12 protein-coding genes are annotated in these 16,036 nt (G+C 71.7%); 1 reads left to right on the top strand and 11 read right to left on the bottom strand.

What is annotated here, in order from left to right:
* Positions 1–4: 4 nt before the first annotated feature.
* The 8 genes from KE274_RS04760 to KE274_RS04795 all read right to left on the bottom strand — a co-directional run bounded on the left by KE274_RS04760 (position 5) and on the right by KE274_RS04795 (position 6,665).
* The gene (locus KE274_RS04760; RefSeq protein WP_211541490.1) at positions 5–1,528 is read right to left on the bottom strand and encodes an ATP-dependent DNA ligase; all 1,524 of its coding nucleotides are present in this window, start codon (positions 1,526–1,528) and stop codon (positions 5–7) included.
* 78 nt (positions 1,529–1,606) lie between these two features.
* Positions 1,607–2,377, bottom strand: coding sequence for an enoyl-CoA hydratase/isomerase family protein (locus tag KE274_RS04765; protein WP_211541491.1), 771 nt, complete (start codon positions 2,375–2,377; stop codon positions 1,607–1,609).
* 13 nt (positions 2,378–2,390) lie between these two features.
* Complete coding sequence (gene paaE, locus KE274_RS04770; protein WP_211541492.1) at positions 2,391–3,554, bottom strand: 1,2-phenylacetyl-CoA epoxidase subunit PaaE; 1,164 nt, start codon at positions 3,552–3,554, stop codon at positions 2,391–2,393.
* Positions 3,554–4,057 carry a 1,2-phenylacetyl-CoA epoxidase subunit PaaD gene (paaD, locus tag KE274_RS04775; RefSeq protein ID WP_211541493.1) on the bottom strand — a complete coding sequence of 168 codons (504 nt, stop codon included), beginning with the start codon at positions 4,055–4,057 and terminating at the stop codon, positions 3,554–3,556. The genes paaE and paaD overlap by 1 nt, the downstream gene beginning before the upstream one ends.
* Positions 4,051–4,860, bottom strand: coding sequence for a 1,2-phenylacetyl-CoA epoxidase subunit PaaC (gene paaC, locus KE274_RS04780; RefSeq protein ID WP_431807018.1), 810 nt, complete (start codon positions 4,858–4,860; stop codon positions 4,051–4,053). Before paaC ends, paaD begins: the two co-directional genes overlap by 7 nt.
* Before the next feature lie 5 nt (positions 4,861–4,865).
* The gene (gene paaB / locus KE274_RS04785) at positions 4,866–5,171 is read right to left on the bottom strand and encodes a 1,2-phenylacetyl-CoA epoxidase subunit PaaB (protein WP_042539384.1); all 306 of its coding nucleotides are present in this window, start codon (positions 5,169–5,171) and stop codon (positions 4,866–4,868) included.
* On the bottom strand, positions 5,171–6,148 hold the full coding sequence (gene paaA, locus KE274_RS04790; protein ID WP_211541495.1) for a 1,2-phenylacetyl-CoA epoxidase subunit PaaA: 978 nt from the start codon (positions 6,146–6,148) through the stop codon (positions 5,171–5,173). Before paaA ends, paaB begins: the two co-directional genes overlap by 1 nt.
* Positions 6,149–6,245: 97 nt before the next feature.
* A complete protein-coding gene (locus tag KE274_RS04795; RefSeq protein ID WP_211541496.1) occupies positions 6,246–6,665 on the bottom strand; it encodes a pilus assembly protein CpaE in 420 nt (139 codons plus the stop codon).
* A gap of 90 nt (positions 6,666–6,755) precedes the next feature.
* Here KE274_RS04795 and KE274_RS04800 point away from each other — a divergent pair, with 90 nt between their 5' ends.
* Complete coding sequence (locus tag KE274_RS04800; protein ID WP_211541497.1) at positions 6,756–8,879, top strand: RecQ family ATP-dependent DNA helicase; 2,124 nt, start codon at positions 6,756–6,758, stop codon at positions 8,877–8,879.
* A gap of 28 nt (positions 8,880–8,907) precedes the next feature.
* On the opposite strand, the gene KE274_RS04805 is transcribed toward KE274_RS04800, so the two are convergent.
* The 3 genes from KE274_RS04805 to KE274_RS04815 form a co-directional block, all read right to left on the bottom strand.
* Entirely contained in the window at positions 8,908–9,741 is an 834-nt protein-coding gene (locus tag KE274_RS04805; RefSeq protein WP_211541498.1) for a DUF11 domain-containing protein, read from the bottom strand.
* Between the two features lie 59 nt (positions 9,742–9,800).
* Entirely contained in the window at positions 9,801–14,978 is a 5,178-nt protein-coding gene (locus KE274_RS04810; protein ID WP_211541499.1) for a DUF11 domain-containing protein, read from the bottom strand.
* A gap of 192 nt (positions 14,979–15,170) precedes the next feature.
* Positions 15,171–15,938: an IclR family transcriptional regulator gene (locus tag KE274_RS04815; protein WP_211541500.1), complete on the bottom strand. Its 768-nt coding sequence runs from the start codon at positions 15,936–15,938 to the stop codon at positions 15,171–15,173.
* Positions 15,939–16,036 lie beyond the last annotated feature (98 nt).

Consider the following 16,036-nt stretch of genomic DNA (forward strand, 5'->3'; position numbering starts at 1 on the left):
CCGCTCACCCGCGCAGCAGGGCCCGGAGGGTCTGGATGGTGTCGGCCTCGGCGGCGGTCTTGTCGGGTCGGTAGCCCTTGACCCTGGCGAAGCGCAGCGCGATGCCGCCGGGGTAGCGCGGGGACCGCTGCACGCCGTCGATCGCGATCTCCACCACGAGCTCGGGCCGCAGGAACACGGTCGACGCGGTGCGCCGCAGTTCGTGCGCGGGGAACTCCTCGGTCTGCCACCGCAGCAGCGCATCGGTGAGGCCCTTGAACGTCTTGCCCACCATCACGAACCCGCCCGGATCGCCGAACTCGCCCTCGGGGTCGCGCGCGCCCAGGTGCAGGTTGGAGAGCCAGCCCCGCCGCCGCCCCGAGCCCCACTCCGCGCCGAGCACCACCAGGTCGAACGTGAGCACGGGCTTCACCTTGACCCACGAGGCCCCACGCCGACCCGCGGCATAGGGGGCATCGACGGCCTTGACCACGACGCCCTCGTGACCCGCCGCGAGAGCGTCGCGCGACAGGGCCTCCGCCTCCTCGGCGCTGTCGGTGACGACGCCCGGCATGCGCCACGCGCCGGCGACCTCGGCCAGCACCTCCTGCCGCACCGCGAGCGGCTCGTCGATCAGGTCACGCCCGTCGACGTGCAGCACGTCGAAGAACCAGGGACGCAGCACCAGTTCGCGCGCGGCGTCGGCCCCGAAGCGCGACATGGTCTCCTGGAACGGTCGCGGGCCGCCGTCCTCGTCGAGCGCGAGAGTCTCGCCGTCGAGGATCACGTCGCGCGCGGGCAGGCCCCGCACGATCTCGACGATCTCCGGCAGGCGGTGGGTCACGTCGGCCAGGCTGCGCGTGTAGATGCCCACCTCGTCACCGCGCCGGTGCACCTGGATGCGGGCGCCGTCGAGCTTGTACTCGACCGAGGCGCGGCCCGTGGTCTCCAGGGCCTCGGTGGGGGTCGCGGCGGTCGCGGCCAGCATCGGCAGCACGGGCCGCCCGACCCGCAACCCCACCTCCTCGAGCGCGCCGGGCTCGCCGGTGAGGGCGAGGAGCGCGGTCTCGCCGAGGTCGCCCGACAGCATGGCCGCGCGACGCACCACGGCCAGCGGCTGCTCGGCGGCCCGCGCGATCGCGTCGAGCAGCACCCCGCTGAGCGCCCCGGTGCGCAGTTCGCCGAGCATCGACCTGGCGAGGAAATCCCACTCCGCGGCCGTCGCGCGCGAGGCCAGCCCGCGGAGCAGGTCGCTGCGCGCGGACGCCGACCCCGGACCCGCGGCGGCGGCGAGGGCGTCGAACGCGCGGTCGACCTCGCCGATCGTCAGCGACGGCTCCTCGGCGTGCGCGATCTCGAGCGCCGCGAGCCCGCGCCAGCCCACCCCGAGGCGCCCCTGCCGCGGAGCTGCGAGCAGCAGGCCGACGAGCGGGGCGAGGTCGCCGGGGCCCGCGGCGCGCAGGAGCCCGGCGATGGCATCGATCTTGGCGAGGCGTGAGGTCGTGGCCGCGACCGCGTCCGTGGTGGCGACGAGCTCGGAGAGCAGCATGCGGGCATCATCCCACCGGCCGCCGACACCGGGCAGCCTCTTGACACGCGGTCGGAGACGCGGCGTGCTCCGGTGCGTTCAGCGTCCGCGGAACTCCGGCTTCCGCTTCTCCTGGAACGCGGCGAAGCCCTCGCGGTAGTCGTCGGTGTCGCACAGCGCGGCCTGGGCGGCGTTCTCCACGTCGATCGAGTCCCACAGGGTCAGGCGCTCGTCGCGGATGCGCGCCACGAGCTCCTTGCTCGCCAGGAACGCCGCCGTGGCACCGCGCGCCGCCGCGGCCGCCGCGTCCGTGGTCGCCGCGAGCACCGCGTCGTCGGGGAACACGCGGGAGAACAGGCCGGACTGCACGGCCTCGGTCCCGCTCATCAGGCGGCCGGTGTAGATGAGGTCGAGCGTCTTGTGCGCGCCGAGCCGGTCCAGGAACAGCGCGTGCCCGCCCGAGTCGAGCGTGGCGCCCAGGGCCGCGAACGGCGAGCCGATCTTCGCCGACTCCGCGACGTACACCACGTCGGTCGCGATCAGCAGCCCGAGGCCGACGCCCAGGCACGCGCCGTGCGCCACCGCGAAGGTCGGGGCGGGGAAGCGTGCCATCCGCCGCAGCAGTGGAGTGACGGCGCCGCCGAGGTACCCCCGCACGTCGTCCTCTCGCGGGTCGACCGCGGAGATGTCGCGCCCCGCGCAGAACGCCCTGCCCTCGCCGCGCAGCACGAGCGCGCGCACCCCCGCCTCCTCCGCGGTGTCGTACGCGGCGTCCAGCTCGTCCAGTGCGGTCTCGTCGAGCGCGTTGAGCTTCGCCGGGGCGTTCAGCACGACCGTGGCGACGCCGTCGGCGATGGTGAGGTCGATCATCGTGGCCTCCCGGTCACACGTCGTAGTCGACGACCAGGCGATCGCTGGTCGGGTGGGACTGGCACGTGAGCACGTAGCCGCGCTCCAGCTCGTCCGGCTCCAGGGCGTAGTTCTCCGTCATCGTGACGCTGCCCTCGATCACGCGCGCCCGGCACGTGCCGCACACGCCGCCCGCGCACGCGAACGGCGCGTCCGGCCGCACCCGCAGCGCCGCGTTCAGCACCGACTCCCGCGCCGCGACCGGGCTCTCCACGCTCGACGAGACGCCGTCCAGGTTCACCTCGATCCGCACGGTCTTCTCGCCGGCGCTCACCGTCACGGGGCGGGCCTGGCGCACCGGCTCCTCGCCCGTCGTGAACAGCTCGAAGCGCACGTGCTCGCGCGGCACGCCCACGTCGGCCAGCACCGCGCGGCACAGGTCGACCAGCGCGAGCGGACCGCACAGGAACCACTCGTCCACGTCGGCCGGGTCGATCAGCGAGCCCAGGATCGTCCGCAGCTTCGGCTCGTCGAGGCGCCCCGACAGGACGGGGGCCGTGCGCTGCTCGCGCGACAGCACGTGGTGCAGCGTGAGGCGCGTGGGATAGCGGTCCTTGAGGTCGGCGAGGTCCTCCAGGAACATCACGTCGAGGGTCGAGCGGTTCGTGAACAGCAGCGTGAACCGCGAGGTCTCCGACCGCGACAGCACGGTATGCGCGAGCGCCATGAGCGGCGTGATGCCCGAACCCGCCGCGATGCCCACCACGTGCTTCCGGTCGAGGCCGTCGAGCCCCGAGGTGAAGGTGCCCTGCGGGCTCATCACGTCGATGCGGAACCCCGGGTGCAGCCCGGTCTGAGCCCACGTGGAGAACACGCCGCCCTCGTCGCGCTTGACCGCCACGCTGAGCCGCGTCGGTGCGCCGTCGCTGCGGTGCTCCGGCGCGCGGCACAGGGAGTACGACCGGCGCACCTCGACGCCGTCGAGCGTCGTGCGCAGCGCCACGTACTGCCCCGGAAGGTGGTCGTAGTCGTCGGCGAGCTCGGGCGGCACCGTGAACGTGACCTCGACCGAGTCCTCCGTGAGCGGTCGCACGTCCTCGACCGTGAGCGTGTGGAAGCGGGCACGCGAGCGCTCGGACGCCCGAGGCGCGGCGGCGGGGACGGGGGCGGTGGCCCGGACGGGCGAGAACAGCGACATCAGTGCACCTTGAAGTGGTCGAACGGCTCGAGACAGGCACGGCACTCGAACAGCGCCTTGCACGACGTGGAGCCGAAGCGCGACACCTCCCGCGTGTCGAGCGAGCCGCAGCGCGGGCAGCGCACGCTCAGCGCGAGGCGGATCGGACCGGACGATACCGCCGCACGACCGCTCGGCGGGGCGATGCCGTACGCACGGAGCTTCTGCTTCCCCTCCTCCGACATCCAGTCGGTCGTCCACGCGGGAGACAGCACGAGCCGCACCTCGACGTCGGCGAAACCCGCGGCCGTCAACGCCAGCACCACGTCGTCACGGATCGTGTCCATGGCCGGGCAGCCGCTGTAGGTGGGGGTGATGTCGACGCGCACGGCCGCACCGTCCACCTCGACCGCCCGCAGCACCCCGAGGTCCTCGATCGTCAGCACCGGCACCTCGGGGTCGGGCACGGCCGCCGCGATCCGCCAGGCACGCGCTCTGGTGTCGGCGGTCGTCCCGGTCACCATGACGCTCCCGGGTGACGTCGCGCCAGCACCTGCATCTCTGCGAGCAGGTGGCCCAGGGGAGTCGCGTGCGCACCGCGGCGCCCGCCCGCCGACGACGCCGCGACCGCCGGCACCTCCAGCTCGGCCTCCGCGAACACGGTGTCGACCACGGCGTCGAAGCCGGCGCGCAGGCTCGAGGGGCGCACGGCGGCGTCGCCCAGCCGGTCGATCAGCGGCTCGTCGCGGAACAGCTCGTCCACGTACGGCCAGACGTCGGTGAGGGCGCGGATCATGCGGGCGCGCGACTCGTCCGTCCCGCCCGCCAGACGCAGCACCCACTGCACGGCGTGGTCGCGGTGGTAGTCGACCTCCTTGAGCGCCTTCTCCGCGATCGCTGCGAACGTCGGCTCCGAGCTGCCGCGCAGGGCGCCGTACAGCTCCACGAGGTAGGTGGACACGACGAACTGCCGCGCGATGGTCTGGGCGAAGTCGCCGTTGGGCTGCTCCACGATCCAGGCGCTGCGGAACTCCGGCTCGTCGCGGAAGTACGCCAGGTCGTCCTCGGAGCGGCCGTCCCAGGTCCCGGCGAAGTGCAGGAACGAGCGGGCGTGCCCGAGCAGGTCGAGCGCGATGTTGCCCAGCGCCACATCCTCCTCCAGCTCCGGGGCGCGGGAGATCCATGCGCCGAGCTGCTGCGACAGGATCAGCGCGTCGTCGCCCAGCCACAGCGCGTACTCGGCGAGGTCGGCGCTCGCCGCGGTGGTGCCCGCCCCGGCGAGCTCGGCGCTCAGCCGCAGCTCGTCGACCGAGACGTCTCCGTGCACGTCGCTCACAGGTGCGGCACCCCCTCGGAGGCGGTGTAGTACACCGCGTGCCGGTAGTTCTTGCCGGCGGGGCTCTCGAAATAGGCGCCCTTCGCGTCGGGGTCGCTCGTGGTGATGGCGTCGGCGGGTACGGCCCAGATCGAGACGCCTTCGCCGCGACGGGTGTAGAGGTCGCGGGCGTTGCGGATGGCCATGTCGGCGTCGGGGGCGTGCAGCGAGCCGACGTGCACGTGGCTGAGCCCGCGGTTGGCGCGCACGAAGATCTCCCACAGCGGCCAGGGTTCGCGCTCGTCGGCGCCCGGAGTCGCCATCACGCCACCGCCCTGGTCTTGAGGGCCTGCTTGCGAGCGTACTCGGCGGCGGCCTCCCGCACCCAGGCCCCCTCCTCGTGCGCGGTGCGACGGCGTTCGAGCCGCTCCGCGTTGCACGGGCCGTTGCCGCGCAGCACCTGGAAGAACTCGTCCCAGTCGATCTCGCCCATCTCGTAGCGGCCGGTCTCCTCGTCGAAGCGCAGGTCGGGGTCGGGCAGCGTGACGCCGAGGATCTCCGCCTGCGGCACGAGCATGCTCACGAAGCGCTGACGCAGCTCGTCGTTCGAGAAGCGCTTGATCTTCCAGGCCATCGACTGCGCGGAGTTGGGGGACTGGTCGTCGGGCGGGCCGAACATCGCCAGGCTCGGCCAGTACCAGCGGTCCACCGCGTCCTGCGCCATCCGCCGCTGCTCCTCGGTGCCGCGCATGAGCGTGAGCAGGATCTCGAAGCCCTGTCGCTGGTGGAACGACTCCTCCTTGCAGATGCGCACCATCGCGCGACCGTAGGGGCCGTACGACGCGCGGCACAGCGGCACCTGGTTGCAGATCGCCGCGCCGTCGACCAGCCAGCCGATCGCGCCCATGTCGGCCCAGGTCGGGGTGGGGTAGTTGAAGATCGAGGAGTACTTGGCCTTGCCGCTGATGAGCTGGTCCATCATCTCGTCGCGCGTGATGCCGAGCGTCTGGGCGGCGGAGTAGAGGTAGAGCCCGTGGCCGGCCTCGTCCTGCACCTTCGCCATCAGGATCGCCTTGCGCTTGAGGCTGGGCGCGCGCGTGATCCAGTTGCCCTCGGGCTGCATGCCGATGATCTCGGAGTGCGCGTGCTGGGAGATCTGGCGGATCAGCGTCTTGCGGTACGCCTCCGGCATCCAGTCGCGGGGTTCGATGCGTTGCTCGTTCGCGATGAGCTCGTCGAACAGGCGCTCCTCGTCGGTGGTCTCGCCGCCCACCAGGGACAGGTCTGCGGGACTGGTCATCGTCGACTCCTCGGCTCCGGTCACTCTTTACTGACCGATCGTTAGGTAATTCTGACACAGGGGACGACGGTATTCAAGGAGCCGGCACCGGCGGCGGTCAGTGCGAGCGGGAGATCAGGGCGAGCAGCGCCCGTCCGTAGGCCTCGGCGGGGTCGGGGTGCTCGAACGCCAGCGTCTCGCCCGCGATCTCGATCTCCACGCGGAACGTGTCCGGCAGGCGCACGAGGGAGCGGAACGTGCCGCGCAGCAGCTCGCGCAACTGGCCCTCGCGCGGCAGCCACACCGCGTCGGCCAGGGTGACCGCATCGAGCGCCCACTCCGTGGTGCCGTTGAACGCCAAGTCGGTGCCGCTCGGGGTCTGCCTGGCCTCGATGGTCATGGCGCTCACGGTGAACACGTCCGCCTCGGCCTCCAGCTCGACGTCGTCGGGGAGGTCGAGCTGGAAGCGGTCGCCCTCCGCGGGGTGCCAGGTGAGTCCCGCGTCGCGCAGGGAGACGGCGAGTTCGCGCGTGATCATCCCTCCACGCTAGGGGACGCGTCGGGCGCGGTCCCCGGATCGCGGGCCTCCGGGCGGGCGCTGTCGGCGGGGTGGGGCAGAGTGGGACGCATGACCTCCACGCCCTCCGACTCCACCCGCGTGGCCGCGCGCGCCGCCCTCGCCGAGCTGGTCGGACGGCCCGACGCCGACTTCCACGAGGGTCAGTTCGAAGCCATCGAGGCGCTGGTCGACGGTCGCCGGCGCGCGCTCGTGGTGCAGCGCACGGGGTGGGGCAAGTCGGCGGTGTACTTCGTGGCCACGCTGCTGCGGCGGCGAGAGGGCGCGGGGCCCACCGTGCTGGTGTCGCCGCTTCTGGCCCTCATGCGCGACCAGATCGCCGCGGCGGAGCGGGCCGGAGTGCGCGCGGTCGCGATCAACTCCACCAACGCGCACGAGTGGGCGCAGGTGCTGGAGCAGCTCGCGCGCGACGAGGTCGACGTGCTGCTGGTGTCGCCGGAGCGGCTGAACAACCCGTCCTTCCGGGAGGAGCAGCTGCCCGCGCTCATCGATCGGCTGGGCATGCTCGTGGTCGACGAGGCACACTGCATCAGCGACTGGGGCCACGACTTCCGGCCCGACTACCGCCGCCTGCGCGACCTCATCGCCCGCATGCCCGCCGACGTGCCGGTGCTGGCGACCACGGCGACCGCGAACAGCCGGGTCGTGGCCGACGTCGCCGAGCAGCTCGGGGCCCTCACGCCCGACGGGGAGCCCGGTGCCGCGCCCGTGCTCACGATCCGCGGACCCCTCGCACGCGCCTCGCTGCGACTGGGGGTGCTGCGCCTGCGCGACTCGGCGAGCCGCCTGGCGTGGCTGCTCAGTCATCTCGACGACCTCCCCGGCTCGGGCATCATCTACACGCTCACGGTGGCCGCGGCGGTCGACACGGCGCGGCTGCTGCGCGACCACGGGCACGAGGTGCGCGCGTACACGGGGCAGACCGACGCCGAGGAGCGCGAGGAGTCGGAGGGCATGCTCCAGCGCAACGAGGTGAAGGCCCTGGTGGCCACGAGCGCCCTGGGCATGGGCTTCGACAAGCCCGACCTCGGTTTCGTGGTGCACCTGGGCGCCCCGTCGTCTCCGGTCGCGTATTACCAGCAGGTCGGTCGTGCGGGCCGTGCGAGCGACAGCGCCGACGTGCTGCTGCTGCCCGGCGTGGAGGACCGCGACATCTGGCACTACTTCGCCACGGCATCGATGCCCGACCGCGAGCGGGCCGAACGCGTGATCGCCGCCCTGAGTGACACCCCGCTGTCGACCCCGGCGCTCGAAGCCCTGGTCGACATCCGCCGCACGCCGCTCGAACTGCTGCTGAAGGTGCTCGACGTCGACGGTGCGGTGCGCCGCGTGCAGGGCGGGTGGATCGCGACGGGCGCGCCCTGGACGTACGACGCGGAGCGCTACGAGCGCATCGCGGGGGAGCGGCGGGCGGAGCAGCAGCACATGCTCGACTACGAGCAGACGGACGGCTGCCGGATGGAGTTCCTGCAGCGCACGCTCGACGACGAGACCGCGGCCCCGTGCGGCCGGTGCGACAACTGTGCGGGCGTGTGGTTCCCGACCGAGGTGGGAGCGGGGGCCAGCGCGCAGGCGTCCCAGGCGCTCGATCGGGTGGGCGTGCCGATCGAGCCGCGGCGCGCGTGGCCGACGGGTGCGGATCGGCTCGACGTCCCGGTGCGCGGTCGTATCCCCGCGGAGGAGCAGGCGGCCGAGGGGCGCGCGCTGGCCCGGCTCACCGACCTGGGCTGGGGCGGGACGCTTCGCGAGACGTTCGCGGCCGGTGCCGCCGACGCCCCCGTGTCGCCGCAGGTGCTGCAAGCGTGCGTGCGCGTGCTGGCCGGATGGGGCTGGGCCGAGCGCCCGGTCGCGGTCGTGGCGATGCCGTCGCGCTCCCGCCCGCAACTGGTCGAGTCCCTGGCGCGCGGCCTCGCCGAGGTGGGGCGGCTGCCGTATCTCGGGGCGCTCGCGCCGCGCGACGGCGGCCCGTCCGGGCAGCCGGGAGGCAACAGCGTGTTCCGGCTCGCGGGGCTGTGGGGCCGCCTCGACGCCGCCCACCTGGAGGTGCCGTCGGGCCCCGTGCTGCTCGTGGACGACCTGGTCGACAGCCGGTGGACCATGACGGTCGCCGCGCGGGAGCTCCGACGCGCGGGGGCGACGGCCGTCCTACCGTTCGCTCTGGCGCTGCGCGGCTGAGCGGGGCGGACGGCGCGTCGCCCGCGGGTCACCCCGTCGTGTCGTGCTCGCGGCGCCGTGTCGCGGGGTGAGCGGCGCGCGCGCGGACCCGGGTGGCGGCCTCGGCCACCGCCGAGGGGTCGGCCACCGCCGAGGGATCGGCCTCGGACGCGGACTCGGCCACGGCCTCGGACCCGGACTCGGCCCCGGACTCGGACTCGGCCCCGGACTCGGACTCGGACTCGGCTGCGTCGGTCGCCGGGTCGTCCACGGTGGTGTCAACGGCGTCGGCGGGGCGGCGGCGCCGGAGCAGTACCACCACGATCACCACCGCGGCGATCGCGAGCACGACGCCGATGGCGGTGAGAGCCCAGGGCGGCATGCCCTGAGGCTCCGGTGTCGTCGACGGTTCGTCGTCGACGCCGGCGATCCGGTCCGCCGAGGCGCTCCGGATCAGGGGCGTCGTGGCGCCGTTCACGTAGACGCTCACCAGGGCGGTCGCCCGCCGCTCGGTGCCGGGGATGTCGGCGACCGTGGCGGTGACGGTGACGGTGGTGGTGGCCTTGGCGGGAAGCGCGCTCGTCCAGGTGGCGACATTGTCGGCGAGAGTTCCGCCGTCGCCGACCTTCAGCAGCTCGACGAAGGTCGGCGGTTCGAGCACGATCCGCGCATCGACGGCCTCGCCGCGATTGACGATCTCGGCCGTGTAGGTGAGGTCGTCGCCGGCAGCGACGGCGTCCGCGTCGCTCGCGAGGCTGACGGACAGATCGGGGGCGGCGGACGGAGGCGGAGTGGCCGCGGCGGCGCCGAGGGTGCCGAGGAGGGGAAGCGCCAGCGCGACGGCGGTGAGGACCCGACGGAGCGGGAAGAAACGATGGGACATGGCGTGAACGCGGTGTGCGGGCGGAGTCGCCTCCGCCCGCACACCGCTCTCCTTCCTGGTTACTCGCCGACGTGGGTCCGGCGCCGGAACAGGATCAACCCGAGGCCGGCGAGCATCGCCAGCACGGCGGCTGCGATCCCCCCGCCGACGACGGCCGGGTTCAGACCCGTCGTCGCGAGCGGCGACGGCGGCGGGACGTCGACGGTGGTGTTCGTCGAGCATGCGTCGCCGCAGCGGCCGTCGGTGCCGGGGACGACCGTGTTGTCGAGCCGGTGGTCACCCGTGAGCGGGCTGTTGACCGACACGCTGTACGTGACCTGGACGGTCTGGCCCTGGTCGAGCGCACCCGACCACGACAGGACCGGCCGGCTGTACGTCGCGCCGTTGGTGGCGTCGCCGTTGTAGGCCGCGTCGTCCAGCACCGCCGACAGGTCATCGACGAACGATGCCGGGCTGTCGGAGGTGAAGTCGACGGCTCCCGTGTTGGTGACCGTGACCGTGTAGGTCACGTCGTCGCCGGCACGAGCGGTCGCCTTGTCGACGCTCTTCGCCACCGCGTACTCCGCGACCGGCGTCACCGTCGCGCACGAGCCCTCCGTCACGCATTCGCCTCCGTCGCCGGGGACGACCGCGTTGGTGAGGAGGTGATCGCCCGTGTCGGGGTCGTTCACCGTCACCGAATAGGTGAGGACCGTGCTCTCACCCGCGGGGATGGCCAGCGACCACGTCAGCTCGGGAGCCGAGTAGACGGCCGTGTTCGTCGCGTCACCGTTGTAGGTGGCGTCGTCGATGACCTCCGACAGATCGTCGGTCACGACTGCCGGGCTGTCGACCGTGTAGTCGGCCGCTCCCGTGTTCGTCACCACGATCGTGTAGGTGAGCACGTCGCCGAGACTCAGCCGCGTCGCCGATGCCGACTTCTCGACGGTGAACGCAGCCAGCTCGTCCACGGTCGTGCACTCCGCGTCGGGATCGCAGTCGCCGTCCGGAGTCGTCGCCACCACGGCATTCGTGAGCACACCGTCACCGGTTCCGGTGGCGAGCACCGTCACCGAGTACGTGATGTCCAGCGAGTCACCCGCGGCGACCGCTCCCGACCACGTCAGGACGGTTCCGGAGACGACGGCGCCGTTCGTGGCATCGCCGTTGTAGGTCGCGTCGTCGAGCACCGGCGCGAGGTCGTCGGACAGCGCCGCCGGATCCGCGTCGGTGAAGTCGACCGCACCGGTGTTCGTCACCGTCACCGTGTAGGTCACGGTGTCGCCCACGTGGACGGTGCCGCCGGCCGACGACGTCTTCGCGACCGTGTAGGCCCGCAGCGCGTCCTCGGTGGTGCACGCGTTCACGCACGTGCCGTCCTCGCCGGGGACGACCGCGTTCGTGAGCACGCCGTCGCCGTCGCCTGCGTCATCCACGGTCACCGAGTAGGTGACCGTGACCGTCGCACCGGCGGCCAGCGGACCCGACCACGACAGCATCGTTCCCTCGACAGTGGCGCCCTGCGTCGCGTCGTCGTTGTACGTCGCGTCGTCCAGCACCGGCGACAGGTCGTCGGTGAAGGAGGCCGGCTGCGCATCCGTGAAGTCGACCGCGCTGGGGTTGGTCACCGTCACGGTGTACGTGAGCACGTCGCCCGCGCGCACCTGGCCGGTCCCCGACGAGGTCTTGGAGACCTCGAAGACGCCGACCGGGGTGTCGGTGGTGCAGTCGTCGGCTGTCGCGCACTCGCCGCTCGGGTCGGTCGGGACGACGACGTTGCCGAGGGCCAGATCACCACCCTCGCCGGCCGCATCGACCGTCACCGAGTAGGTGATCGTGACGGTGTCGCCGATGGCGAGCGGACCCGCCCAGGAGAGGGTGTTCCCCGTCACGGTGGCACCCTGGGTCGCATCGTCGTTGTAGACGGCGTCGTCGAGCACAGCGGTCAGGTCGTCCTCGATGGATGCCGGAGCCGCGGCCGTGTAGTCGACCTCCCCGTCGTTGGTGACCGTCACGGTGTACGTCACGACGTCACCGGGCATCGCCTGTGCGGCCGAGACCTCCTTCGCCACCGAGTAGTGGCGGATCGGGTTCTCGGTGTCGTCGCAGCCGCCCGGAGGACAGGTGCCGTCACCGTTGCTGAGCACGTTGTCGAGCACATGGTCGGCCTGCTGGGCGAACGGGTTGACCGTCACGGTGTATGTGACCGTCAGGGTCTGCCCGACCGGAACCGTGCCGGTGATGCCGAGGTCGGTGCCGGCGAGCGTGGCGGTCAGCCCGGCCGACGCCGTGGGGCCGGCCGTGAGCGTCGCGTCGTCGAGCACTCCCGCGAGCGAGTCGAGCGCATCGACCGTGGCCGGTGCCTGCCCGACGTTCGCGAACGACAGCGTGTACGTGACGGCCTGCCCGGCGTTCACCGCCGTGCCGTCGGCCGGATCCACCGTCTTGCTCATCTCGAGCTCGGCGGCGGGAACCTGTGCCTGATCGCACGCGGCAGCGGGGTCGAGGGCATCCGCTTCCGGCACGCAGACCGTGTTGAAGAGGATGTTGTCGCCCGCGGCGGCGTCGTACGTGACCGTGTACACGATGGTCGCCGACTGCCCGGAGGCGAGGACGCCCGACCACGACAGCTCGGGTGCCGCGTACGACACCGTACCGATCGTGGCGGACGCGTCGTCGTTGTACTCTGCGTCGTCGAGCACCTCGGTCAGGTCGTCCGCGAACGTCGCCGGGCTGTTGGCGGTGAAGTCACCGGGACCGGCGTTGGTGACGACGATCGTGTAGGTGACGGAACCTCCGTCGGCGGGCAGCTCCGTGACGTTCGGTGTCTTCTCGATCGTCAGCCGGGGCAACTCCTCCTGCGTCGCGTCGCACGGCTCGCCGCTGACCGGGTCGGTGCCCTGGTCGGTCCGCGGGTCGCAGGCCGGCACGTCGCCGTCGGCCGGCGGCGTGTTCGGTGCGGGCGGGTTCGCCGGCTGCCAGGCGACGTTGCGCACGACGCCGTCGCCGCCCGCCTGCAGCACGACCGTGTAGGTGATCGTGACCGACTCACCGACTCCGAGCGGCCCTCGCCACGACAGGAAGCCGGGGTCGATGTACGTCGGAGCGTCACCGACCGAGGCCGCCGCGTCGCCGTTGTAGGTGGCGTCGTCGATGATCCCGCGGACGTCGTCGTACACGACAGCGGGGTTCGCGTCGGTGTAGGCGATGTTGCCGTCGTTGGTCGCGGTGACCGTGTAGGTGACCGTGTCGCCGGGCCGGGAGTCCGCCGTCATCGACGTCTCCTTCTCCACGGACAGTGCGCGGAACGGGTTCAGCGTGTTGCTGTCCTCGATCGGCGTCGGCTCCTGCACGGACGACACGCTGGCGGTGTTGGTGTAATCGGTGATCGTGGAGGGCGCCGGCGTGTCCACCGTCACCTGATACGTCACGGTCATCGACTCGCCGACCGGGATGGTGAAATCGTCGTCCGGACTCACGAGGGAGCCGGCGACGGGGTCACCGCCGACCAGGTCGGGCGTCGCGCCGCCTGGCTCGTTGTCCAGCGTGATCGTGCCCTGGGTGGCGACGGTCGACTGCGGAACGTAGGTGACGCCCTCGGGCAGCACGTCGTCCAGCGTGATGCCGGTCTGCGGAATGGTGCCCGAGTTCGTCACCGTCACGGAGTAGGTCACCGTCTGGCCGCCCTCGACGATGCCGTCGGCGTCGTCGTTGGTCTTCGCGATCTGCAGCCCCGGAGGCAGCACCTCGATGGGGGCCGTGATCTCGGAGGTGTTCGGGCCGACGATGTCACCGATCAGTCCGCCCGCCGGGATCACGTTCGTCTGGGACCCTGGTTCCACGCCGATCACGGGGATCGTGATGGTGCAGCTGCCGGGGGTGAGACTGCCGTTGGGCCCCGTCGCCGGTGCCACCGTGCCGCCGGTGAGCGTCACGGTAGCGCCGCCCGGGTCTGCTGTCACCGTGCCGCCGGTGCAGGTGGTCGACGCTGTGCCCGTGGGGGCGACGCGGATGTTCGACGGCAGCGGATCGGTCAGCGTCACACCCGTGATGCCCGTCTCGGGGACGATGTTCGTGTTGTTGATCGTGATGGTGAGCGTCGTCGTCTCGCCCATCGCGATGGGCGACTTCGCAAACGCCTTCGAGCCCGTGAGCGGAGGCAGGCACGAGAACGCGGGCGTGTGGCCGTCAGGGAACGCGCCGAGCGCGGTCTGGTTCGGGGTGAACACCCACTGATCGGGCGTGCCGACGGTGACCAGGTGGTCCATCGTGCCACCGGTGCGCGCGGCGCCGCCGGTTGAGCTCGCGATGTAGACCTCATCTCCGATGGGCGACGCGACGGCGATGCGGGCGTTGTCGCCCCCGCCGTCGAGAGTGCGCAGGAGCGCGCCTGTCGACGCGTCGTAGACATAGGAGTTGCCGGTGGCGGTGCCCGTCGCGATCAGGTAGTTCGTGTTCGGGACGAACGTCAATCCGTGGACGTCCTCGGGCGCGGTGATGGTCCGCAGCAGCGGCGACGGTGCCGCCGTGCCGTAGATCTCGATCGTCGTGCGCTGGTCGGCCGAGGCGAGGAACGTTCCGTTGACGGCGACGGCGTGCGAAAGCGCGGACGGGATGATGCGCGACGCGGTGCTCGACGTGCTGTTCATGTCGATGACCGCGATTCCGGCGCTCCCGGCGCTCAGGGAGACGAACAGTTCGCTCCCGTACTGGTCCATCCATCCGGAGCCGGTCGGGATGGCCGCGTCTCCCACGGTCACGACCCGGGTCACGGTGTCGGAGGCGGTGTCGATCACGCTGACGGTGTTGGTGCCGTAGTTGGTGATGTACACCTGCGATCCGTCTTGAGAGCTCCACGCCCCCACCGACTCGGAGAAGGACGGATCGGAGATGGACGAGACCGCGAGCGTGGTGGGGTCGATGACCTGCACGCTCCCCGAGCCGTTGGCGACGTAGATCTTGGATCCGTCCGGAAGGGAGGCCACGCCGTAGGGCGTGCCGCCGACATCGATGGTGCGCACGGCCGTGTCCGTCCCGGTGTAGACCATCGAGACGGTACCGGCGTTCGTGTTGACGAAGTAGGCGATGCCCTGCTCGCTTGTGCAGTCGAAGTTGAACTCTGCTCTGGCGGGCGGTGGCGGAGTCGCTATCGCGACGAAGAAGCTGGCGAGAAGAGCGAACAGCGCGAGCAACGACCAGCGTTGCCTCGCTCGCTCTCTCCGAATGGACAGCACGCTGTGGCGTCCGGAGATGAACATGGGTAGACCCCTCGAACTAGACGATCCCCGCGCCGAGGGGATGCTATCGCCGTCAGGGCACTCCGGAATAGCGGATTCTGATGATTCGCTGATAAGCCAGACGAGGTCTGGACTCATGGCCAGGGCGTGGGTGACCTGAGGCGGACGCGGTCGCGACGTTGGTCGACTGCCGCTCCCGAACGAAGGGGCGGATCAGTCCTCCGCGGGGGAGATGCGCGGGGGCCAGGCGGTGGCGCCGAGCTCGCGGGAGATGTTCCTGGCGGTCTCCCGGAGCGCGTTCACGACCGCGTCCGGCGCGGGGGTCTGCGAGGTGGGCATGACCACGGCGACCGCGGCGACGATCGCATCCGAGGCGTCCGCGATCGGTGCCGCGAGCGACGACTCGCCGAGCACGGCCTCGTCGAACTCGCCCGCCATGCCGCGCTCGGCGATCGACGGCAGCTCCAGTGTGAGGCGGGCGACGTCGGTCACCGTGTCGCCGGTGAGGCTGCGCAGCGGCGCGGCGAACACGCTCTGCTGGAATCCCTGGTCGTACGCCAGCAGCACCTTGCCCATGGCGGAGGCGTGGGCGGGGATCGCCATGCCGGTCTCGAGCATCTGCTGGCTGTCGTCCGGACGCAGGTTGTGGTGGATCACGAGCACGTCGGTGAAGTGCGCGGCGCCCAGGCGCACGGAGAGGCGCGTGCGGCGGGCGAGCTCCTGGGTCCAGCGCATCGACCGGGCGCGCACGTCGAGGCTGTCGAGATACACGTTGCTGAGGCGCAGCAGAGTCGGGCCGAGCATGTACCGCTGCCCGCCGCGTTCCTTGGCGACGAGCCCGTGCGCGCGCAGTGATTTCACGATGCCGTGCACGGTCGACGGCGGCAGTCCGAGGGCCGTCGACAGGTCGGTGATGCCGAGGTGTCGTGCTCCCTGGAGCAGGTCGAGGATCTTCGCCGCGCGGTCGATCGCCTGGATCATGCCCGTCTCCTTCCGGTCGTCGTCGAGCCGGTCGCGCCGGTCGCCTGAACGATCTTGACAACCCGCCAGGCTCCGAGCATATTCGACATTAACGAATT

Source organism: Microbacterium paraoxydans, from assembly GCF_018224615.1.
GTDB lineage: Bacteria > Actinomycetota > Actinomycetes > Actinomycetales > Microbacteriaceae > Microbacterium > Microbacterium paraoxydans_B.